The sequence below is a fragment of the Saccharopolyspora griseoalba genome (assembly GCF_042665275.1).
Classification (GTDB): domain Bacteria; phylum Actinomycetota; class Actinomycetes; order Mycobacteriales; family Pseudonocardiaceae; genus Saccharopolyspora; species Saccharopolyspora griseoalba.
Genome location: NZ_JBHTCJ010000003.1, coordinates 1 through 20,938 on the forward strand (window position 1 = coordinate 1; position 20,938 = coordinate 20,938).

Annotated in this window: 19 protein-coding genes; 11 read left to right on the forward strand and 8 right to left on the reverse strand. The window is 73.4% G+C overall.

The annotated features are described in order from the left end of the window. Nucleotides 1-191, reverse strand: a 191-nt coding sequence (locus tag ACFQRI_RS06585) for an acetyl-coenzyme A synthetase N-terminal domain-containing protein (RefSeq protein WP_380665585.1), incomplete at its 3' end; no start/stop codon positions are given. Between the two features lie 273 nt (nt 192-464). Between ACFQRI_RS06585 and ACFQRI_RS06590 the strand changes: the two genes are divergently transcribed. Next, nucleotides 465-1,211, forward strand: coding sequence for a Fic family protein (locus tag ACFQRI_RS06590; RefSeq protein WP_380665587.1), 747 nt, complete (start codon nt 465-467; stop codon nt 1,209-1,211). Beyond that, complete coding sequence (locus tag ACFQRI_RS06595; RefSeq protein ID WP_380665589.1) at nt 1,208-2,143, forward strand: nucleoside hydrolase; 936 nt, start codon at nt 1,208-1,210, stop codon at nt 2,141-2,143. Before ACFQRI_RS06590 ends, ACFQRI_RS06595 begins: the two co-directional genes overlap by 4 nt. 15 nt (nt 2,144-2,158) lie before the next feature. Here the strand turns inward: ACFQRI_RS06595 and ACFQRI_RS06600 are convergent, their stop codons facing one another. Further along, nucleotides 2,159-3,070, reverse strand: coding sequence for an N-acetylmuramic acid 6-phosphate etherase (locus ACFQRI_RS06600; RefSeq protein WP_380665591.1), 912 nt, complete (start codon nt 3,068-3,070; stop codon nt 2,159-2,161). Between the two features lie 24 nt (nt 3,071-3,094). Next, complete coding sequence (locus tag ACFQRI_RS06605; RefSeq protein ID WP_380665593.1) at nt 3,095-4,015, reverse strand: MurR/RpiR family transcriptional regulator; 921 nt, start codon at nt 4,013-4,015, stop codon at nt 3,095-3,097. Between the two features lie 210 nt (nt 4,016-4,225). On the opposite strand from ACFQRI_RS06605, the gene ACFQRI_RS06610 reads away from it, so the two are divergent. Beyond that, on the forward strand, nt 4,226-5,839 hold the full coding sequence (locus ACFQRI_RS06610; protein WP_380665595.1) for a purine-cytosine permease family protein: 1,614 nt from the start codon (nt 4,226-4,228) through the stop codon (nt 5,837-5,839). A 59-nt stretch (nt 5,840-5,898) separates the two neighbouring features. On the opposite strand, the gene ACFQRI_RS06615 is transcribed toward ACFQRI_RS06610, so the two are convergent. From ACFQRI_RS06615 to ACFQRI_RS06630, 4 genes are all read right to left on the reverse strand, one after another. Then, nucleotides 5,899-7,635, reverse strand: a complete 1,737-nt coding sequence (locus ACFQRI_RS06615) for a serine hydrolase domain-containing protein (protein ID WP_380665597.1) — start codon at nt 7,633-7,635, stop codon at nt 5,899-5,901. An 8-nt stretch (nt 7,636-7,643) separates the two neighbouring features. After that, the gene (locus tag ACFQRI_RS06620; protein WP_380665599.1) at nt 7,644-8,882 is read right to left on the reverse strand and encodes an exo-beta-N-acetylmuramidase NamZ family protein; all 1,239 of its coding nucleotides are present in this window, start codon (nt 8,880-8,882) and stop codon (nt 7,644-7,646) included. A 5-nt stretch (nt 8,883-8,887) separates the two neighbouring features. Next, a complete protein-coding gene (locus ACFQRI_RS06625) occupies nt 8,888-10,654 on the reverse strand; it encodes a glycoside hydrolase family 3 protein (protein ID WP_380666396.1) in 1,767 nt (588 codons plus the stop codon). 560 nt (nt 10,655-11,214) lie between these two features. Next, on the reverse strand, nt 11,215-12,057 hold the full coding sequence (locus ACFQRI_RS06630) for an HAD-IB family hydrolase (protein ID WP_380666398.1): 843 nt from the start codon (nt 12,055-12,057) through the stop codon (nt 11,215-11,217). A gap of 611 nt (nt 12,058-12,668) precedes the next feature. On the opposite strand from ACFQRI_RS06630, the gene ssd reads away from it, so the two are divergent. From ssd to ACFQRI_RS06670, 8 genes are all read left to right on the forward strand, one after another. Further along, nucleotides 12,669-13,751 (forward strand): septum site-determining protein Ssd, encoded by a 1,083-nt coding sequence (gene ssd / locus ACFQRI_RS06635; RefSeq protein WP_380665601.1) that lies wholly within the window; start codon nt 12,669-12,671, stop codon nt 13,749-13,751. A 47-nt stretch (nt 13,752-13,798) separates the two neighbouring features. Continuing rightward, nucleotides 13,799-14,965 (forward strand): TadA family conjugal transfer-associated ATPase, encoded by a 1,167-nt coding sequence (locus tag ACFQRI_RS06640; protein WP_380666400.1) that lies wholly within the window; start codon nt 13,799-13,801, stop codon nt 14,963-14,965. Next, a complete protein-coding gene (locus ACFQRI_RS06645) occupies nt 14,959-15,738 on the forward strand; it encodes a type II secretion system F family protein (RefSeq protein ID WP_380665603.1) in 780 nt (259 codons plus the stop codon). Before ACFQRI_RS06640 ends, ACFQRI_RS06645 begins: the two co-directional genes overlap by 7 nt. Further along, complete coding sequence (locus ACFQRI_RS06650) at nt 15,735-16,427, forward strand: type II secretion system F family protein (protein ID WP_380665605.1); 693 nt, start codon at nt 15,735-15,737, stop codon at nt 16,425-16,427. Before ACFQRI_RS06645 ends, ACFQRI_RS06650 begins: the two co-directional genes overlap by 4 nt. A gap of 19 nt (nt 16,428-16,446) precedes the next feature. Next, nucleotides 16,447-16,638: a DUF4244 domain-containing protein gene (locus ACFQRI_RS06655; RefSeq protein ID WP_380665607.1), complete on the forward strand. Its 192-nt coding sequence runs from the start codon at nt 16,447-16,449 to the stop codon at nt 16,636-16,638. Further along, nucleotides 16,638-17,006, forward strand: a complete 369-nt coding sequence (locus ACFQRI_RS06660) for a TadE family type IV pilus minor pilin (RefSeq protein WP_380665609.1) — start codon at nt 16,638-16,640, stop codon at nt 17,004-17,006. Before ACFQRI_RS06655 ends, ACFQRI_RS06660 begins: the two co-directional genes overlap by 1 nt. Before the next feature lie 17 nt (nt 17,007-17,023). Continuing rightward, nucleotides 17,024-17,425, forward strand: a complete 402-nt coding sequence (locus ACFQRI_RS06665; RefSeq protein WP_380665611.1) for an Rv3654c family TadE-like protein — start codon at nt 17,024-17,026, stop codon at nt 17,423-17,425. A gap of 239 nt (nt 17,426-17,664) precedes the next feature. Continuing rightward, the gene (locus tag ACFQRI_RS06670; protein WP_380665613.1) at nt 17,665-18,318 is read left to right on the forward strand and encodes a bifunctional DNA primase/polymerase; all 654 of its coding nucleotides are present in this window, start codon (nt 17,665-17,667) and stop codon (nt 18,316-18,318) included. Between the two features lie 81 nt (nt 18,319-18,399). Here ACFQRI_RS06670 and ACFQRI_RS06675 read toward each other — a convergent pair whose 3' ends face one another. After that, complete coding sequence (locus tag ACFQRI_RS06675; RefSeq protein WP_380665615.1) at nt 18,400-20,769, reverse strand: DEAD/DEAH box helicase; 2,370 nt, start codon at nt 20,767-20,769, stop codon at nt 18,400-18,402. Nucleotides 20,770-20,938: the final 169 nt, after the last annotated feature.

Below are 20,938 nucleotides of genomic sequence, written 5' to 3' on the forward strand. Positions count from 1 at the left end.
TGGTCCCACTTGGTGTCCCAGTGCAGCCGATCGGCCTGCTCGGCCCAGAACGCCTCCCGGTCGGCATCCGCGGCGGCGTACAGCGCCGACGTGGCGTTGGCCTGCGCCGCGAACTCCTCGGACGGCGGGAAAGTCCTGCTCTCGGTCAGCAGGTTGTCGAGCGTGTTGCTCTGCCCGTCGGGCTGGCTCATTGCCGGGAACCTCCCTCGTGCTGTGTACGCAGTGCTAGACGAACCGTAGTGCGATCCTGCTCACCGCGACAGAGGTTCGCGCGAAATGGTTCAGACCAATTGGGCAGATCGGGCTCGCTCCCGCGCGCCCGATTCTCGGTTGAATCGATCATCCGGGCGGTGGCCTGCGGTAACGGCGTCGACACGGGCGGCTACCACGCGATCACTGTGGCACAACTCGCAATCGCGCCCGCGCGCGGGGTGCCGGGTTCGCGGCGGGTAGCGTTCGGCGGCGTGAGTGACAAGCCATCGCTGGCGCCGCTGCTGGACCTGGACGGCGTCGCCGACGCCGTGACCTCGGCCCGCGCGGCCATCGACGAGGTGCACCGGCACCCGGCCAACCGGCGCGGCTGGCCGACCACCGCGGCGGAGGCGTCGGTGCGCGCCGCCCGCGCCTCGGCGGCCGTGGCGGGCGGCGCGGCCGAGATCCCGGATTCCGGTGAGGTCAGCGACCCGCTGCTGGCCGGATCGCTGCGCATCGCCGAGGCGATGGGCGCCCTGCTGCCCACCTGGCAGCGCGCGCCGCGGCAGGCGCTCGCCCGGATGCACGTGCTCGGCGCCGCCGACCTCGTCGAGGACACCGACGAGCTCGGCCGCCCGGAGGCCGACCCGGTCGTCTCCGAGCGGCTCGACCTGCTCTCCGAGATCATCGCCGATCCGCAGGCGCACGGCGCCGGCCCGGTGCTGGCCGCCGTGGTGCACGGCGAGCTGCTCGCGCTCACCCCGTTCGGCCAGGCCAACGGCGTGATCGCGCGCGCGGCCGCGCGGTTGAGCGTGATCGGCAGCGGCCTGGACCCCAAGGGCCTCGTGGTGCCCGAGGTCGCCTACTTCCGGCGCCAGGAGGACTACGCCGAGCGCGCCCTTGGCTTCGCCAGCGGCGACCCCGACGCGGTCGCGGGCTGGATCACCTACTGCTGCTCGGCCCTGGAAGCCGGTGCGCGCGAGGCGGTGTCCATCGCCGACGCCGCCCAGGAGGGATGACGCAGGTGAAGAAGGTCCTCATCGACTGCGACCCGGGCATCGACGACGCGCTGGCCCTGGCGCTGGCGCACGGCTCGCCGGAGCTGGACGTGCTCGGGGTGACCACGGTCGGCGGCAACGTCGAGCTCGCGCACACCACCGACAACGCGCTGCGGCTGCGCGACTTCCTCGGGATGACCGCCCCGGTCGCGCGCGGCGCGGGCCAGCCGCTGGTGACCGAGCCGATCAACGCACCGGCGGTGCACGGCGTAGCCGGGCTCGGCGAGGCGCAGCTGGCCGCCGCGCGCACCGAGCTGGACCCGCGGCACGCGGTGCAGCTGATCATCGACACCCTCGGCGCGGCACCCGGCGAGGTCAGCCTGGTGGCCACCGGCCCGCTGACCAACATCGCGCTCGCGGTGCGCACCGAGCCGCGGATCACCGAGTGGGCCGCCGACTTCACGATCATGGGCGGCTCCTACACCCGCGGGAACCGGACCCCGGCGGCCGAGTTCAACGTCCTCGCCGACCCGGACGCGGCGGCCGTGGTGTTCGAGGCGGGCTGGACCACCACGATGGTCGGGCTGGACCTCACCCACCAGGCGCGCGCCACCGCCGAGGTCCGCGAGCGCTTCGCCGACCTGGGCCGGCTGGAGGCCGAGCTGCTCACGCCCTGCCTGGACTTCTACGGCAGGCACCGCAGCTACCGCGAGCTCGGCCCGGCGATCCACGACGCCTGCGCGGTCGCCCACCTCATCGACCCGAGCCTGATCACCACGGTCCCGGCCAGGGTCGACGTGGAGACCAGGGGCCGGTTCACCACCGGCATGACGGTCACCGACTTCGACGCCGCGGACCTCAACGCCGCGGTCGCGACCGAACTGGACGCCGACCGCTTCTGGGCCCTGCTCGCGGACTCCTTCCGCCGGGCATCGGACGGCCTCCCGACCTGAGGGGACCCGAGCGGGTCAGCCCGCCAGGTCGCGGAGCGCGTCGCGGACCTGGCCGTCGGCCAGGGCCAGCGCCGCCGCGGAGCGCTCCACGTCCGCGCCGGAGAGCAGGTGCACCAGGGCGGCCTTGAGGTCCCCGCCCGCCGCGGTCAGCGCCTCCGAGCAGGCGTGCTCGGCCTCCCCGGTCGCCTCCTGCAGGATGTTGATCGTCCGGCCCCGCAGCTTCGCGTTGGTCGCCAGCATGCTGACCATGAAGTTCGAGTACACCCGGCCGAGCCGGATCATCACCGCCGTGGAGAACGAGGTCAGCACCAGTTTCTGCGCGGTCCCCGCCTTCATCCGGGTCGATCCGCTGATCGGCTCCGGCCCGGTGTCGGCGGCGATCACCACGTCCGCGGGCACCTCGCCCGGGTTCGGGTTGGCGGTCACCAGCGCGGTGCCCGCCCCGAGCTCGCGAGCCGCGGCCAGCGCGGAGATCACGTACGGGGTGCGCCCGGAGGCCGCCAGCCCGAGCACGAAGTCCTTGCCCGAGGCGGACTCCCGGATCTCGCGCGCGCCCGCCTCCGCGTCGTCCTCGGCGTTCTCCACCGCCTGCTGGTAGGCGTCCGGACCGCCCGCCTGGTGGGCCAGGAACCACTCCGGGGGCACGTTGAAGGTCGGGACCAGCTCGGCGGCGTCGAGCACCGCGAGCCGTCCCGAGGTGCCCGCTCCGACGTAGTGCACCCGGCCGCCCCCGCGCAGCGCGGCCACCGCGGCGTCCGCGGCCTCGGCCAGCTCCGGCAGCACCCGGCCGACCGCCTCCGGCACGATGCGATCGGCCTCGTTGATCAGCCGCAGCACCTCCTGCGTGGGGAGCAGGTCGATGTCCCTGGTGGCGGGGTCGCTCTGCTCGGTCGGGGAGGCCACGCGGATCGCTTTGTCCCGGCTCATCGGTTCTCCTCAGCGGTCACGGCGTCATGGCTCCTTGTGCCTGCGCCGGTCGGGGCGGCTGCCGAGGCGGTGCCCGGCGACCGCTTCGTAGGTGGCCTCCAGGGCCGCCTTGGTCTGGTCGAGGTGGCGCTGGGCGACGCCGACGAAGAGGCAGTCGATGACCGTAAGCTGCCCGATCCGGCTGGACATGGCGCCCGAGCGGTACGTGGTCTCGCGGACCGCGGTGGTCAGCACGTGATCGGCGGTCTCGGTGATCGGGGAGCGCGCGAAGTTGGTCAGCGCGGCGGTGGTCGCGCCCCGGCGGCGGGCCTCGCGCAGCGCCTCGACGGTCTCGGCGGTGGCCCCGGTGTGCGAGATGCCGATCGCGACGTCGGCGGGCCCGAGCACGGCCGCGGAGGTCAGCGCCGCGTGGGTGTCCGACCAGGCGAAGCCGGTCAGCCCGATGCGGTGCAGCTTCTGCTGCAGGTCCTGGGCGACGAAGGCGCTGGCACCGACGCCGTAGATGTCCACCCGGCGGGCCGCGGCCACCGCCGCGACCAGCGCTTCGAGCGCCTCCGGGTCGAGCTGCCCCGCGGTCTCCTCGACCGCCTTGGCGTCGGTGTAGCCGATCTTGGAGATGATCTGCGCTACGTCGTCGTCCGGCGCGATGTCGCTGCCCAGCTCGCGATCGCGGGTGGAGGTGCGCGCGGTGTCGGCGGCCAGCGCGATGCGCAGGTCCGGATAGCCCCCGACGCCGATGGCCTTGCAGAACCGGGTCACCGTGGTCTCGCTGGTGCCCGCGGCCTCGGCGACCTCGGTGATGCTCTGCCGCGAGATCGCCGCCGGATCGGCGAGCACGATGTTGGCCACCCGCTGCTCGGCCCTGGCCAGGCCGGGGAGCAGGGAGCGAATCTGGACGAGGGGGCTGCCCTCGTTGGATTCGGCGGGTGAGCCGTCGGTGACCATGTGGGAAACTTACTAACCGCCTGTTCTGCAGGTCAATGCGTATCTCCTGGATATCCGTCCGGTGGACGTGGCAAACCAGGCGCCGGGTTGCATCCCGGCACGACGCGGCCGTCACCGGGTTTCACGTGATCGAAACGTGCGGCGCGATCGCCGGAAACGTCCCGACCGGACGCTGTCCGCCGACGAGATCGGCCGACGGGGAGGCAGCGCATGGCCGTCGAAACGCCGGAGAAGGTCCAGGACCAGGCGGTGCGCGAAACGCTGGAGGACTACACGCTGCGCTTCGCGCCTCGCAGCTACCGGCGCTGGAAGCCGAGCGTCGTGGCGACCACCGCCCTCGGCGGCATCGCCTACCTGGCGGACTTCTCCATCGGCGCGGGCATCGGGCTCAGCTACGGGACGCTCAACGCGCTGGTCGCCATCCTGGTCGCCGCCGCGATCATCTTCGTCACCGGTCTGCCGCTGGCCTACTACGGTGCTCGGTACAACATCGACCTCGACCTGATCACCCGCGGCGCCGGCTTCGGCTACTACGGCTCGGTGCTGACCAGCGTCATCTTCGGCAGCTTCACGTTCATCTTCTTCGCCACCGAGGGCGCGATCATGGCTCAGGGGCTGGAGGTCGGGCTCGGCGTGCCGCTGTGGCTGGGGTACTTGATCACCACGCTGGTCGTGGTCCCGCTGGTCGTCTACGGGATGAGGGCGCTGAGCGCGCTGCAGGTGTGGACCACGCCGCTGTGGCTGCTGCTGATGGTCGGGCCGATCGGCTACCTCGTCGCCGTCGATCCCGGTTCGGTGTCCTCCTGGCTGTCCTTCGGCGGTGAGCAGGGCGCCGGGCTCAACGCGGCCTCGGTGATGCTCGGCGCGGGCGTCGCCCTCTCGCTGATGGCGCAGATCGGCGAGCAGATCGACTACCTGCGGTTCATGCCCGCGCGCACCGAGGCGAACGAGCGGTCCTGGTGGATCTCCACGGTCGTCGCGGGTCCCGGCTGGGTGTTCTTCGGCGCGATCAAGCAGGCCACGGGCGCTTTCCTGGCGTTCTTCATCATGGGCGCCGCCGGGGCCGCGGCCACCGAGCCGGTGCAGCAGTTCATGGGGATCTACGAGCTGTTCCTGCCGCTGTGGCTGGCGATCCCGCTGGCGGTGGTGCTGGTGGTGATCAGCCAGGTCAAGATCAACGTCACCAACGCCTACTCCGGCTCGCTGACCTGGACCAACTCCTTCACCCGCGTCACGAAGCGGTACCCGGGCCGGATCGTGTTCGTGCTGGCCAACCTGGCCGTGGCGCTGGTGCTGATGGAGGCGGACATGTTCGCGTTCCTGAACTCGGTGCTGAGCTTCTACGCGAACTGCGCGATCGCCTGGGTGTGCGCGGTGGCGGCCGACATCCTGATCAACAAGTTCGTCCTGAAGATCTCCCCGAAGGAGCCGGAGTTCCGCCGCGGCATGCTGCACGCGGTCAACCCCGTCGGCGTCACGGCCTTCCTGACCTCGGCGATCGTGTCCATCGCGATGCACTTCGGCGCGTTCGGAGCGGCGGTCCAGCCCTACTCGCCGATCGCGGCGGTGGTGCTGGCGGTGGTGATCACCCCGCTGATGGCGGTGGCCACCCGCGGCCGCTACTACCTGCGCCGCACCGACGACGGCATCGCCGAGCCGCGCTTCGACGCCGACGGCACCCCCGTGGCCACCGGATACACCTGCGACGTGTGCGAGCAGGACTTCGAGCGCCCGGACGTCCTCGCCTCGGCGAAGGGCGGCGTCATCTGCTCCCTGTGCGTCACCACGGACAGGACCGGCGAGCACGTCCTACCACCCGGGTGATGGGCCGTTTCAGCAGAAGTCGCCGCCTCCGCAGGACCTTTGATGAAAACGGGTCCGGTCTAGCGGGAGACCTCCTGCCAGCCCTTCGGGCGCAGGCGGCCGGCCTCGGCCTCGCCGTCGAGCAGGGTCGAGTCGTGATCGGCGGCGTGGACCGCGTCGACGTTCACGCCGCGGCCCTCGTACTGCTCGTCGGTGTCGTACCGCCAGCGCAACCGCACTCGCTGCCCCGGCTCGGCGGGGACCTCCGCCCGCACGCTCCACCACGCCCGGTGCCCGGCCCCGGCCAGCGACCGCTGCGGCCCCTCCGGGGCACCCTCGCCGGAGGCCGTCAGCGGCACCGGCCGCCAGTCCGCGCCGTCCACGCTGGACTCCACCGACAGCGCGTCCCGCCCGTCGGGGTCGTCCTGGGTGTCCACGAAGGCCTCGAAGGACAGCTGGACCGGGCCCGCGGTCGGACCGAGCTCGTCGGTGGTCAGCACGCCGGAGGCCGGGGCGTGCCAGGACGTGCTGCCGCGCCGCGGCGGCACCGCCAGCGCCTTCGCCATGCCCTGCGCCAGCGCCTGCCGGGACGGGTTGTTCGAGCCCCACTCCCGGGACGGGTGGACCCGGTTGGTCAGCAGCACCGCGATCGACCGGGAAGCCGGGTCGAGCACCAGCGAGGTGCCGGTGTAGCCGGTGTGCCCGGCGCTGCGCGGGCCGGAGAGCCCCGCCATGTACCAGCGCTGATCGAGCTCGAAGCCGAGACCGTGCGCGTGACCGGGGAACTCCTCGTTGAAGTTGGTCATCAGCTGCTCGACCTGCTCGGTCGACAGGATCCGGTGCCCGCCGTAGGCGCCGCCGTTGAGCAGCGCCTGCCCCAGCACCGCGAGGTCGTCGGCGGTGGAGAAGATCCCGGCCTGACCGGCCACCCCGCCCAGCGCCCAGGCGTTCTCGTCGTGCACCTCGCCGCGCACCATGCCGCGCGGCGGGTCGGTCTGGAACTCGGTGGCGGCGATGCGGTGCAGCTCCGACTCCGGCGGGCGGTAACCCGTGTCGGCCATGCCCAGCGGTTCGGTGATCCGGTGCCGCACCACCTGGTCCAGCGGCTCCCCGGCGAGCCGGGAGACCAGCACGCCGAGCGTGATCATGTTCGGGTCGGAGTACTCGTAGTTCGTCCCCGGCGGGTGCTCCGGGGTCAGGTTCATGACGTGCGGGATCCGCTGCTCCGGCGGGAGCTTCCACAGCTCGACGATCGACGGCAGCCCGGAGGTGTGGGTCAGCAGCTGCCGGACGGTGATCTCCTCCTTGCCGCGGTTGCCGAACTCCGGCAGGTACCGCGCCACCGGGGCGTCCAGGTCCAGCTCGCCGCCGTCGACGAGCTGCAGGGTCGCGATCGAGGTGAACAGCTTGGTGATCGAGGCGACGTCGAAGATCGTGTTGGTGCGCATCGGTTCCCGATGGTCGGCGGGTAATTCGGTGCCCCGGTCGTCGGCGTAGCGCAGCTCCTCGCCGGTCGCCTCGCGGTGCACCACGATCCCGTCGTGGGCCAGCAGGCTCACCGCGCCGCCGTACATCGGGTGCTCGCGCCCGGGCGTCCGCTCGGTCCAGGCGTCCAGCTGCCGCTGCGCGGCCGCGATCGGGTCGGGATCCAGCCCGGCCCCGGCCGGGGTGCCCTCCATCAGGTGGGTGTCGGCGGGTGCGAATCCCGGCTGCGGCCGGTCGAAGTGCCCGGCGGCGCGTCCCGGTGCGGCCGCGGCCGACCCGGTCAGCGCGGTGACCGACAGCAGCGCGACCGCGGCCAGAACCGTCCTGCCCATGTGTCCCCCTAGCGGTACAGCAGGTAGGGATCGCGCTGGCGACGGAAGCCCACGACGTCCCCGTGCCACGACTCGACGATCTCGGTGGTGTCCGCGCCGGCGTCGATCATCTCGCGCAACCGGGCGGACCCGGACAGCTTGTCGACCATCCCGTCGCCCCGCCAGGCGAACACCTGCGGGTACAGGCGGCGGGCGGTGACCAGCATCGCAACCGCGACGCGGATCGGGTCGACCGGGCCGTCGCGGTGGATCTGCACCCCGCCGCAGGTCTTCTCGGCGTGCTTGGAGAAGGTCGGCGCGAAGTAGGTCTCGCGGAACCGGACGCCGTCGAGCCCGGCGGCGTTGAGCTCCTCGGCCCACTTCCAGTCCACCCCGGGAGCCCCGATGATCTCGAACGGTCGGGTGGTGCCGCGCCCCTCGGAGAGCACCGTGCCCTCGAACAACCCGGTTCCGGGGTAGAGCGCGGCGGTGTCCGCGGTGGGCATGTTCGGGCTCGGCGGCACCCACGGCAGCCCGGTCGCCTCGGTGCGCCCGCGCCAGCCGTCGACCCGAACCACGTGCAGCTGCGGCAGCCGCTCGGGCAGGTGCTCGCGGTCGAAGAGCCGGGCGAGCTCGCCGACGGTCATGCCGTGCTGCTGCACGATCGGCAGTCGCCCCACGCTCGAGGCGAAGGCCGGGTCCAGGCGCGGCCCGGCGACCCTCCCGCCGATCGGGTTCGGCCGGTCCAGCACCGCGAAGCCCAGGCCGAGGCGCTGCGCGGCCTGCATCGCGGTGTACATCGTCCAGATGTAGGTGTAGAACCGCGCGCCGACGTCGGCGATGTCGAACACGACCTGCTCGACCCCCGCCTTGCGGAACATCTCGGCCAGCTGCGCCGCGTCCGCGCCGTAGGCGTCGTAGACGGGCAGGCCGGTGCGCGGGTCCCGGTGGTCGCCCTCGGAGCCGCCGGCCTGCGAGGTGCCGCGGAAGCCGTGCTCCGGGCCGAACACGGCGGCGATGTCCACCGAGCCCGCCTCGTGCATCGCGTCCACCACGTGCTGCAGCGAGCGCAGGATCCCGGTCGGGTTGGTGACCACGCCGATCCGCCTGCCGCGCAGGTCGGAGAAGCCCCGGTCGGCCAGCACGTCCGCGCCTGCGCGCACTTCGGTCGCGGCCCCGGGTTCGGCGGCGCAGGCCGAGGTGGCGGCCAGCCCGGCCGCGGAGGCCGCCGCGGAGGCGGTGAGGAAGCGCCTGCGATTCAATCCCATGTCGTTCACCAGGTCAGGCCGAAGCCGAACGGGTACTTCGGGTTGCCCGGGCGCTGCGGGTCCGGGACCTCGACCGGCAGCTCGCCGGCCGGGGAGCGCTCGCCGAAGAGCACCTTGGTCAGCGATTCCATCGCCACCGCCTTGTCCGAGTAGGTCGCCACCCAAGCGGGTGCGTCCACGTGCCCGGCGTCGTAGGGGTCCTGCACCGCCACGGCCACGACCGGCTTGCCGGTCCGCGCGAGCCGGTCGACCAGGTCCAGCTGCGCGGAGTTGTCCGCGTCCCAGGCGGCGTTGGTCAGCACCACGGTCACGTCGTTGTCCGCTGCCCGCCGAACCGCCCGGTCGATCTCCTCCGGGCTGGGCTGCTTGCCGGTGGGCAGCGCGGTGCTGCGCGGGCCGCGGGCGCCGACGTCCTCGGCCAGCGCCGCGGTCGCGTCCTCGCCCGCGCCGGTGACCAGCACCTTCCGCGGGTCGCGCAGCGGCAGCACGTTCTCGTTGCGCAGGACCGTGGTGGTGCGGTCGGTGATCCGCTGCGCGTCGGCCAGGTGCTCCGGGGTCCCGACCGCGGAGTCCACCTCCGAGGGGTCGACGAACGGGTTGGCCAGCACCCCGCGGCGCTCCTTGAGCTCCAGGACCCGGCGGACGCTCCGGTCGATGCGCTGCTCGGTGAGCCGCCCGTCGCGCACCGCCCGCAGCACGCCGTCGATGGCCACCTGCAGGTTCTGCGGCATCAGCAGCACGTCCGCGCCGGCCTGCAGCGCCAGCACCGGGATCTCGGCGTCCGGGTGCTGCTCGCGCACGCCCTGCATCTGCAGCGAGTCGGTGACGACCACGCCCCGGTAGCCGAGCTCCTCGCGGAGCATCCCGGTGAGCACGGTCGGCGACAGCGTCGCCGGATCACCGGAGTCGTCCAGCTTGGGGACCACGATGTGCGCGCTCATCACCGAGTCGGTGCCCGCCCGGATCGCGGCCGCGAAGGGCGGCTTGTCCAGCTGCTCCCACTGCCGCCGGTTGTGCTCGATGACGGGCAGGCCGGTGTGGCTGTCGGTGGCGGTGTCGCCGTGGCCGGGGAAGTGCTTCACCGAGCTGGACACGCCCCGCGCCCCGGCGTCCTGGTAGCCGCGCACCTGCGCCTCGGTGAGCCGCGCGGCCAGCTGCGGGTCGGCGGAGAACGAGCGCACCCCGATCACCGGGTTGGCCGGGTTGACGTTGACGTCCCCGTCCGGCGCGAAGTTCACGTTCAGGCCCATCGCCCGCAGCTCGCGGCCGGTGATCTCGGCGGCGAGCCGGGCGTCCTCGGGGCTGCGGCCCGCGCCCAGCGCCATGTTGCCGGGGAACTGGGTGGCGGGCTCGCCGATGCGGGTGACCTTGCCCTGCTCCTGGTCGGTGGAGATCAGCAGCGGCACGCGCGCGCCGGAGTTGATCGCGGCCTCCTGCACCCCGTTGGAATGCCGCGCGATCTGCTCGGGCTCGTAGAGGCTGTTGGTCCAGCTGAAGTGGATGATCCCGCCGAGGTGGTACTTGCGCACGACCTCCGCCGGGGTGTCGACGCCGAACTCCTCGCGGTTGGCCGGGTCCGCGGTGTCGGCGGTGCGGCCGTAGGCGTAGGTGACGAACAGCTGCCCGACCTTCTCCTCCAGGGTCATCTCGCGGAGCAGCTCGTCGGCCGTCAGCGGGCGCTGCGAGGTCGCGCTTCCGGTGGTGGACAGCGCGGCCGCACCGATGACCAGCGCACTCAGCGCGACCGCGGCGCGTCGGGTACGGGACTTCAGGGGCACTTCGGCCTCCCAGCGGAGCGGGAAAACTCCCGAGCGGAAAAGGTTCACCAGGAATGCGAGCCAGTTCGGAAGTTACTCACACCGCATTCCGGGGTCAACGACGCGACCGCGATTTTATTGCTCGGAATTTCCCGCGGTCCGCGGGCCCGGCGCCCGGTCGGGTGGGAAGACCGCCGGGATGCGGGGGCGTCGAATCCGCAGCCCCCGCGCACGACGGCGGGGCCGCCGATTCGATCGACGGCCCCGCCTCCTCGCGCGAGCGATCGGGTTACCAAGCGTGCTTCTTGTCGTAACTACGGGCTAGGCGTCCGGCGTCCCGGTACGCAACCCTGTCGACGTTCGGCCTTATATGCGGCGACGCGTGGGTGCTCCGATTCTCGCGCACGGAGCCTGTGTCGGGGTGGACGCTACTTCTCCTCCGTAACGTCCCTGGCCAACCAGGGTCCGTACTTCATTTGTAGACCGTGATGACGGTCACTGCAAGGGGTCGGCGCGCTACGGCCGGTGCCCGTCTCCCGCCGATGATCACGCCGGGGTTCGCGGTCCTCGGACGGTCACTGGCGGCGCTTCCAGGCGCGCACGCCCCACCAGGTCGCCGCGCCCGCGGCGGCCACCGCGCCCAGGCCGACGCCGGCCGCGGTCACCGCGGCGCGCGAGGGGGTGGGGATGCGGGCGCGCAGCGAGACCGGGTGCTCGAAGGCCAGCGACGGCCAGCCGCGCTGCACGGCCTCCTTGCGCAGACCGCGGTCCGGGTTGACCACGGTGGGGTGGCCGACGAGCTCCAGCAGCGGCAGGTCGGTGACCGAGTCGGAGTAGGCGAAGCTCTCGTCGAGCTCGTAGTCGTGCTCGACGGCGAGCTCGCGGGCGGCGGTCACCTTGTTCTCGTGCGAGCAGTAGAACTCCACCTCGCCGGTGTAGCGGCCGTCGGCCACGACCATCCGGGTGCCCGCCCAGTGATCGGCGCCGAGCAGCTTGGCGATCGGCGCGACGACCTCCTGGCCGGAGGCGGACAGCACGACGATGTCGTGGCCCTGCTCCTGGTGATCGGCGATCAGCTGGGTGGCCTCCTTGTAGACCAGCGGATCGACGATGTCGTGCAGGGTTTCCTCGACGATGGCGTTGACCTGCTCGACGTCCCAGCCGGTGCACAGCGAGGTGATGTGCGCGCGCATCCGGTCCATCTGGTCGGCGTCGGCCCCGGCGAGCATGAACACGAACTGCGCGTAGGCGCTCTTGAGCACCGCGCGCCGGTTGATCAGGCCTTCCTGGAAGAACGGCCGGCTGAAGGCCAGCGTGCTCGACTTGGCGATGATCGTCTTGTCCAGGTCGAAGAACGCGGCCACCCGGCGTCCGGTGGCCTCGGCGGGAGTCGCGGGCTCAGTCACGCCGCACAGCATACGAGCCGGTCCGCGGTGCGTGGCCACGGCGCGGTCCCGGGTCCACAGATTTCACACTCGGTGCAGGGGGTGTGCTGGGGATTATCTCGTTGGGTTGTTTTCGGCGGCGCGAATGCGTGCTTTGAATGGGAATGATCTGCACTGAGAGCTAGGGCGTTCCCTCAAATGGACGGGAGGCATCCGAGGGGATCTGCGGGATACAGTGTGGGGCGGTCCGGCGTCGCCGGACCGGTTCAGCTCGACCCCCCGGAGCTGAACCACCGACGGCCCCCGCCCCCTCCCCCCTGGCGGGGGTCGTCCCTTTTCCGCGGTCGGCCGGTCCGCCGCGAGCGATGGCGGCCCGCGTCGATGCCGCGCTCTCCCCGGTGAATTCGAGCGGAGTTCGCGAAGTTCGACGCGAACTCGATCGGGATGAACCGCATTCGCCCCGAGCGCGTTCGAGTTGTCCACAGCCGACCGGTTCATCCACAGATTTCGGAAATCCCTTGGTGTGCGGGTTCGGGGAGCGCCATTTTGGTTCTCGCGCCGCCGTTCGCGGCTTTGCGCTCCGTCTTTCGGTCGCCCCGGAAGACGTCGTTTCCCGAAATGCCCATCGCTGGGGGAGGACCGCCGTGCCGATCGACGAGAGCAGTGCGAGCGAACCGGTGCTGGTGATGCGGGAGCCGGAGCTGGCCGAGGAGGTCTCCCGGTTGGCCGCCGCCTCCGGCGGAGAACTGCGGCGGGAGTCCCGACTGCGGCCCGCCTCCTGGCGGGAGGCCCCGCTGGTGCTGGTGGACCTGCCGACCGCGGAGGCGTGCCTGGAGCGCGGGCTGCCGCGAAGACGCGGTGTGGTGCTGCTGTCCAAGGGCCCCGCGGACCAGCTCTGGCGCGTCGCCTTCGAGCTCGCCGCCGAGCGGGTGCTGGAACTGCCGGCCGCGGAGAGCGAGCTGATCGAGCTGCTGGCCGATGCGGGCGAGCCCGCAGGAGCCGGACGGGTGCTCGCCGTGCTCGGCGGGCGCGGTGGTGCGGGCGCCTCCGCGCTGGCCACCGCCGTCGCGGTGACCGAGGCGCGGGCCGGACGGCGATCGCTGCTGCTGGACTGCGACCCGCTCGGCGGTGGGCTCGATCTCGCGCTCGGGCTGGAGGACGTCGACGGGATGCGCTGGTCCGGGCTGGCGATGAGCTCCGGGCGGTTGGGCAGCACCGCGCTGATCGAGGCGCTGCCCAAGCTCCGGGTCGGACCCGGTGAGCTAGCCCTGCTGGCCTGCGACCGCTCGGAACCGCCGACCGGACTCGCCCCGGACGGGGTGCGCGCGGTGCTGGACGCCGGGCGGCGGTCGGGCGCGCTCGTGGTCTGCGACCTGCCCGGCGGCCTGAGCGCACCGGCCGAGACGGCGCTGCGCGAGGCGGAGCTCGCGGTGGTCGTCGTCCCGGCCGAGGTGCGGGCCTGCGCCGCCGCGGCGCGCCTGGTCGCCGAGGCGCACGAGCGCTCCGGGTGCCCGCTGCGCCTGGTGGTGCGCGGCCCGGCACCGAGCGGCCTGCGCACCGCTGACATCGCCGAGGCGGTGGGTGCGCCGGTGCTGGCCGCCATGCGGCCGCAACCTGGCCTGCCGCTGGCCGCCGATCGCGGGGGCCAGCTCAGCGCGCTGCGCCGCGGTCCGCTCGCACGCGCGGCGGGCGAGGTGCTCGCCGAGCTCGACGCGGCGCCCGCCTGACGAGTTCCCCGCCGACGGTGCGGAGAGGAGACGAACCCATGACATCCGTGGACGGACAGCTGCTCGCGCGGGTGCGCAACCGGCTCGTCGGTGCCGGTGCCCCGGTGACGCCGGAAGCGGTGGCCGCCGCGGTGCGCGCCGAGTCCGGCGGCCTGGTCGCCGACGCCGACGTGCTCGCCGCGCTGCGCGCGGTGCAGCAGGAGTTCTCCGGAGCCGGTGTGCTCGAACCGCTGCTGCAGGACCCCGCGGTGTGCGACGTGCTGGTCTCCGCCCCGGACCGGGTCTGGGTGGACCACGGCTCCGGGCTGCGCCCGGCGGGCGTCCGGCTGTCCGACGAGGACGCGGTGCGCAGGCTCGCGCAGCGGCTGGCGATGTCCACCGGCCGCCGCCTGGACGACGCCCAGCCCTGGGTGGACGCCTGGCTGCCGCAGCGCGGCGGGACCGGGGCGGTCCGGTTGCACGCCGTGCTGCCACCGGTGGCGGGCGACGGGACCTGCATCTCGCTGCGGGTGCTGCGACCGGCCGCGCACGACCTCGCCGCGCTCGGCTCCTCCGGCGCCTTCGACGCCGAGATCGGCGCGGTGCTGCGCGAGATCGTCGCCACCCGGTTGGCGTTCCTGGTCGTCGGCGGCACGGCGAGCGGCAAGACCACGCTGCTGGCGGCGCTGCTCGGCGAGGTCGCGGGCACCGAGCGCATCGTCTGCGTGGAGGAGGCGGCCGAGCTGCGTCCCGCCCACCCGCACGTGGTGCGGCTGCTCACCCGGCCGCCCAACGTCGAGGGCGTCGGCGAGATCGGCGTCCGCGACCTGGTGCGCCAGGCGCTGCGGATGCGCCCGGACCGCCTGGTGGTCGGCGAGGTCCGGGGTGGCGAGCTCCGCGAGCTGCTGGCCGCGATGAACACCGGGCACGACGGCGGTTGCGGGACCCTGCACGCCAACTCCCCGAGCGAGGTGCCGGCCCGGATGGAGGCCCTCGCCGCGCTCGGCGGCCTGTCCCGCGAGGCCCTGCACGGACAGCTCGCCGCGGCCGTCCAGGTCGTGCTGCACGTGCGGCGCACCGCCACCGGCAGGCACCTGGCGGGAATCGGGGTGCTGCGCCGCGAGGGGGAACGGGTGCGGGTCGTACCGGCCTGGCTCCGGGAGACCGGGTGGGACGAGGGCCGCGCCGACCTGGTCGGGCTGCTCGCCGCGCGAGGAGGTGAACGATCGTGCTGAGCCTGGTCGCGTGCGCCGCCGCGCTGCTGTGCTGGCCGCGCGTGCCCGTGCGCGACCGGCTGCGCCGGCCCGGGCGGGACGTGGTGGTGCGCTTCGGGAACTGGCCGCTCCCAGCCGGGATGGCCGCGCTGGGGCTGGTCCTGGCGGGCCCCGCGGGCGGCGTGGCCGGCCTGGCGGGCAGCGCGCTGGTCGCCAGGCAGCGCCGGGCGCGCCGCGCGGGCGAGCGCGGCCTGCGGCACGCCGACGAGCTGGCCGAGGCCCTGCGTCTGCTGGTCGCGCAACTGCGCTCGGGCGCGCACCCGGCGGTGGCGGCAGCCGACGCCGCCGCCGAGGCGGGACCGGCGGTGGCCGGCCCGTTCGGCGACCTGGCGGCCACCGCGCGGCTCGGCGGCGAGGTCACCTCGCTACCGCTCGACGAGGCCCCTCCCGACCTGCGCGCATCGCTGGGGCGGCTCATCCGCGCCTGGGCTCTCGCGGAGCGGCACGGCGTGGCGCTGGCCGATCTCCTCGACTCGGTTCGCCGAGACCTGGAGCGGCGCACCGCGTTCCGCAGGGAGGTCGACGCCAAGCTCGCCGGTCCGCGCGCCACCGCCGCGGTGCTGACCGGGCTTCCGCTGCTGGGTCTGCTGTTCGGGGAGGCGATGGGCGCCCGGCCGCTGGAGGTGCTCTCCGGCGGCCTGTCCGGTCAGCTGGTGCTGCTCACCGGCACTGCGCTGCTGGCGGCCGGGGTGCTGTGGAGCGAGCGGCTGACCGGCTCGGTGGTGCGGCCGTGAGCGCGGCGATCGCCCTGACCGCGCTGGCATTGCTGCTGCTTCCGGGCAGTGCGGCAAGGCGCCGGCTGCGCTCGCTGCGGCCTCGGCCGCAGCGGCGGGCCCGGCGGACGGGACGTGCGCTGGTGCCGATCGCCGCGGCACCGCTCGGCTTCCAGCTGATCGGCCCGGCCGGACTGCTCGCCGGAGCGCTCGTCGAGGTGGGCGTGCGCCGGGCCCGCACTTGGCGCGCCGGTGCCGAGCACCGGGCCGATCCGCTGCTGCTGGCGGCCGGGTGGGACCTGCTGGCCGCGGGCATGCGCAGCGGGCTGCCGCCGCCGGTGGTGCTGCGGGCCGTGGCCGCCGAGCTGGACGGCCGGGCGTGCCGGGTGCTGCGCGAGGTCGCCGATCACCTCGCGCTCGGGTCGGATCCGGTCGCCGGGTGGGAACCCGCTCTCGCGCATCCGGACACCGCTGAACTCGCCCGCGCCGCGCGCAGAACGGCTCGCACCGGCAGCGCGCTGGCCGCGACCGCTGCCGACCTGGCCGAGCGGTGCCGCGGCCGGGCCGCGGAGCACGCCGAGGCCCGCGCGCAGCGCGGTGCGGTGTGGATCTCGGCACCGCTGGGCCTGTGCTTCCTGCCGGCCTTCTTGTGCCTCGGGGTGCTCCCGATCGTGCTCGGAATGCTGCACGAGCTCCCCGTGACCTGGTGATTTCGACGAAGGAGGAGAGATGCGCGAGTTGATCGACCGGCTGCGGCACGCACTGCGCGGGGACGCGGGCATGTCCACGGCCGAGTACGCCGTGGGAACGATCGCCGCGGTGGCGTTCGCGACCACGCTCTACGGGATCGTCACCGGCGATCCCGTCAAGGAGGCCCTGACCGGTCTCGTCGAACGCGGTCTGCAGGGCGGTGGCCTCTGATGCCCGCCCGGCTCGCCCCGGCGCCCGTCGGCGCCGGGGCGGACCGGGGCTCGGTCACGGTCGAGGCGGCGCTCGGGATCTGCTCGCTGGTGGTGGTGTTCGGCTTGCTGCTGAGCGGGGCCGGGGCGCTGTTCGACCAGCTGCGCTGCCAGGACGCCGCGGTGGAGGCCGCCCGGCTGCTCGCGCGCGGCGATCGGGAGCGCGCCGGGCAGGCCGTGCGCGCCATCGCGCCCGAGGGCGCTCGGCTGGAGCGCGCGGTCGACGGTGATCAGGTCGACGTGGCGGTCACCGCTCCGCTGCGCCTGCTGCCGGGCCGTTCGCTGCGCGCCGAGGCGACCGCCGTGCTCGAACCGGGCCAGCGCGGGTGAATCGGGACCGGGGCGCGATGACCGCCCTCGCCGCCGTGCTCTCGCTCGCGCTGCCCGCGCTGCTCTGGTTCGCCGTCCAGCTGGGCGCGGCCACCATCACCCGGCACCGCGCCGAGGGCGCCGCCGACCTGGCGGCTCTCGCGGCCGCCGCGCACGCCGCGCAAGGGCACCAGGGCGCGTGTGGGCGGGCGCGTCGGGTGGTCGAGGCGATGGGTGGGGTGCTCGACGAGTGCCGGACGAGCGGTCGGCATGCCCGGGTGGAGGTGTCCGCGCCTGCGCCCGAAGTCCTCGGCGTCGGGCGAAGTGCCAGCGCGCGTGCTCATTCCGGGCCGGTGGGCGGGCACCACCCGGGCCTAACGACGAACGGTCGACGAGCGGTCCCGGGACCACTGATCGGAGCTCCGGAACGGCCCGGATGACCCCTCCGACGCCGTTGATCTTTCGGCCCGCATGTTGGCCGATCGTCGCTCACCGCGACCAGTCGACCGGTCATCGACACCCTCTGTACGCGGTGGGGGTCGATGCCGTTGATTGGAATGTGTGAGCGCGGCGAGCCCAGGTTCACCACCGAGGCCCGCGGGACAAAGGAGTCCCGACCGGGCGGTCCCCCGAAACCGCCGAGCCCGCGATCACGCGAAGAAGCAAGGAGGCGGAGCAAATGCAACGGTCTGCGGAGAGGTGGCCCAGCTCCTTCCGCGGCGTCCCGGCCCACCCGGCCGGGTTGACCAGCAGTCGGATCGACCTGCGCGTGCAAGCGATCGACTTCGCGTCGCGCGGTTGGCCCGTGCTGCCCGGAACCTATCCGGATCGAGGGGAGTGGATCGGTCAGGTCGGGCGCCGCAAGCACGGCCCGGCCCCGGTCCTGCGCGACTGGCGCAAGCGGCCGGGCGCCGACCTCGACGACATCATGTCCTGGTGGGACGAGCGGCCCCACAACCTCCTCGTGGCGACCGGGACCGCGCTCGACGCGATCGAGGTCGACGCGACCCTCGGGTTCCGCGCGGCGAAGGTGCTGCGCGCCAGCGGGTTCCCGGTGCCGATCGTGTCCACTCCGACCGGTGACTGGTTCTTCCTGATGAACTCGGGCGGCGAGCTCGCGGGCGAACTCGCCGCCCGGGACGGAATCCGGTTGCACGCCGACGGGAGTTGGGTTCCGCTCCCGCCTTCCAGCTACCCCGGTGGCGCGGTGCACTGGCGGGTCAAGCCCGAGGTGTGCGCCTGGCAACTGCCCGACCCGGACTTCGTGCAGGACGCGCTGCTCGAAGCCCTCGACCCCGAGAACGTGGCTGAACCGCTCGCTGCGGGCAGGTGACGACCAGCCTGCCGGCCGTGCCGGCCTCGACGACCCTCGGTTGATGCCCCGGGCCAACCCCGACCCGGTCGGACGCGACGATCAGCCCTGCGCCCGACTGGGTGGCCCACCCGAGCCGTCGAAGCCGTCCCCGAGCACGGTCGACACCGCATCGAGAACAGCCACCGCCCCCGCCTTGTCCAGCGGTTCGTTGCCGTTCCCGCACTTGGGCGACTGAACGCAGGACGGGCACCCTGCCGGGCAATCGCAGGACGCGATCGCCTCCCGCGTAGCGGCCAGCCAGGGGACCAATGCGGCAAAACCGCGATCGGCGAATCCGGCCCCTCCCGGATGACCGTCATGCACGAACACCGTTGCCTCCCCGGTGTCGGCATGCAGCGCGGTGGAAACCCCGCCGATGTCCCAACGATCGCAGGTCGCGAACAGCGGTAGCAGGCCGATCGCCGCGTGCTCGGCGGCATGCAGCGCGCCGGGGATGCGCGCCGGCTCCAGCCCGGCGCCCCCCGGCGCGCTGCCCACCAGCAGCTCGTCGCCGACCGTGTACCAGACCGCGCGGGTGCGCAGCGTCTGCGCCGGGAGGTCCAGCGGCACCTGGTCCAGCACCTCGCCCGAGGGCCGCTTGCGCAGGTAGCCGATGACCTGGGAGGTCACCTCCACCTCGCCGAGGCACACGGTGACCCCAGCGCCGGTGTCGTGCCGCTCGGCGGTGCCGAGCACCGCGATGTCGATGGTGTTGCGCGGCGAGGTCGTCCAGTCCGGGTCCTCGGCGTGCACCAGCGCGATCGCCGACTCCAGGTCCAGCTCGTCGACCACGAACGACTCGCCCCGGTGCAGGTACACCGCACCGGGGTGCACTGTGGACGGAGCCGAGTCCTGGTCGACGGTGCCGAGCATGCGCCCCGAATCGCCTTCCACCACCGCGATCGGCGGCCCGCCGGAACCGCGCAGCTCCACGTTCGGGTGCGGGCGCTCCCGCGAGGTCCAGAACCAGCCGCGCGGGCGCCTGCGCAGCACCCCCTCGGCCGCCAGCGCCTCCACCGAGCGGCGGGCCGGGGCGCCACCGAAGAGCTCCAGCGACTCCTCGTCCAGCGGCAGCTCGGCCGAGGCGCAGGCCAGGTGCGGTTCCAGCACGTAGGGGTTGGTCGGGTCGAGGACGGTGGCCTCGACCGGGCGCTCCAGCACCGAGTCCGGGTGGTGCACCAGGAAGGTGTCCAGCGGGTCGTCCCGCGCGACGAACAGCACCAGCGCCCCGTCCCCGTCGCGGCCCGCCCGCCCGGCCTGCTGCCAGAAGGACGCCAGGGTGCCCGGGTACCCGGCCACCACCACCGCGTCCAGCCCGGAGATGTCCACGCCGAGCTCCAGCGCGTTGGTGGTGGCGACCGCGCGCAGCTCCCCGTCCATCAGCGAGCGTTCGAGCTCGCGCCGGTCCTCCGGGAGGTAGCCGCCGCGGTAGGCGGCGACCTTGGAACCCAGCTCGGGATCCACTTCGGACAGCGCGCGCCTGGCCTGCAGCGCGGCCACCTCCACGCCCCGGCGGGAGCGGATGAACGCCAGCGTGCGGGCGTCCTCGATGACCAGCTCGGTGAGCACCCGGGCGGCCTCCGAGCCGGCCGCCCGGCGCACCGGAGCACCGTTCTCCCCGGTGATCTCCTCCAGCAGCGGCGGTTCCCAGAACGCGATGGTGCGCGCACCGCGCGGCGAACCGTCCTCGGTGATCGCCCGGCACGGGGCGCCGGTGAGCCGCTCGGCGAGGTCGGCCGGATCGGCGACGGTGGCCGAGGCCAGCACGAAGACCGGGTCCGCGCCGTAGCGCCGGGCGATCCGGCGCAGGCGGCGCAGCAGCAGCGCGACGTGCGATCCGAACACGCCCCGGTAGGTGTGGCACTCGTCGATCACCACGTGGGTGAGCCTGCGGAAGAAGTGCGCCCAGCGCTCGTGCCCCGGCAGCAGGCTGAAGTGCAGCATGTCCGGGTTGCTGTAGATCCAGCGGCTGTGCTCGCGGATCCAGTCCCGCTCCACCCGCGGGGTGTCCCCGTCGTACTGGGCGGGGCGGATGCCGGGCAGGTCCAGCTCGGTGAGCGCGCGCAGCTGGTCGGCGGCCAGCGCCTTGGTCGGGGCGAGGTACAGCGCCGTGGACTTCGGGTTCTCCAGCAGCTCGGTGAGCACCGGGAGCTGGTAGACCAGCGACTTCCCGGAGGCGGTCCCGGTGGCCACCACCGCGTGCTCGCCGCGGTGCACCGCCTCGGCGCCCTCGACCTGGTGCGTCCAGGGGCGTTCGGTGCCGCGCTTGCGGAAGGCCTCGACGGCCCGGTGCGGCACCCACTCCGGCCACTCGGTGGTGCGCGCGGGGCGCGCGGGGCGGTCGGCGACGTGCGTGACCGGCGAGTTCTCGACCGGGGTGCCGGCCAGAGCTCGGCGGAGGAGGCGACTGCCCTTCTGCTCGGAACGCACACCAGGAGCCTTGCACAACCGGGCGACGGACCGTTGCCAGGTCCAGGTATCGCCCGTTCGGGGATTTCGCGGCTCCGCGAGCCGCGGAGTCCCTTACATCACGTCCCCCGATCGGTCCAAATCGAGATTTGTCCGTTCGGGGTATCAAGCGCCGGTCTGGATCGATCAT

Bases quoted from the DNA above. Each gene is read 5' to 3' on its own strand.
- ACFQRI_RS06595 (WP_380665589.1), top strand. From the start codon at position 1,208: ATGACGCAGGTGAAGAAGGTCCTCATCGACTGCGACCCGGGCATCGAC.
- ACFQRI_RS06600 (WP_380665591.1), bottom strand. From the start codon at position 3,070: ATGAGCCGGGACAAAGCGATCCGCGTGGCCTCCCCGACCGAGCAGAGC.
- ACFQRI_RS06605 (WP_380665593.1), bottom strand. From the start codon at position 4,015: ATGGTCACCGACGGCTCACCCGCCGAATCCAACGAGGGCAGCCCCCTC.
- ACFQRI_RS06610 (WP_380665595.1), top strand. From the start codon at position 4,226: ATGGCCGTCGAAACGCCGGAGAAGGTCCAGGACCAGGCGGTGCGCGAA.
- ACFQRI_RS06615 (WP_380665597.1), bottom strand. From the start codon at position 7,635: ATGGGCAGGACGGTTCTGGCCGCGGTCGCGCTGCTGTCGGTCACCGCG.
- ACFQRI_RS06620 (WP_380665599.1), bottom strand. From the start codon at position 8,882: ATGGGATTGAATCGCAGGCGCTTCCTCACCGCCTCCGCGGCGGCCTCC.
- ACFQRI_RS06630 (WP_380666398.1), bottom strand. From the start codon at position 12,057: ATGCTGTGCGGCGTGACTGAGCCCGCGACTCCCGCCGAGGCCACCGGA.
- ACFQRI_RS06655 (WP_380665607.1), top strand. From the start codon at position 16,447: ATGCGCGAGTTGATCGACCGGCTGCGGCACGCACTGCGCGGGGACGCG.
- ACFQRI_RS06660 (WP_380665609.1), top strand. From the start codon at position 16,638: ATGCCCGCCCGGCTCGCCCCGGCGCCCGTCGGCGCCGGGGCGGACCGG.
- ACFQRI_RS06665 (WP_380665611.1), top strand. From the start codon at position 17,024: ATGACCGCCCTCGCCGCCGTGCTCTCGCTCGCGCTGCCCGCGCTGCTC.
- ACFQRI_RS06670 (WP_380665613.1), top strand. From the start codon at position 17,665: ATGCAACGGTCTGCGGAGAGGTGGCCCAGCTCCTTCCGCGGCGTCCCG.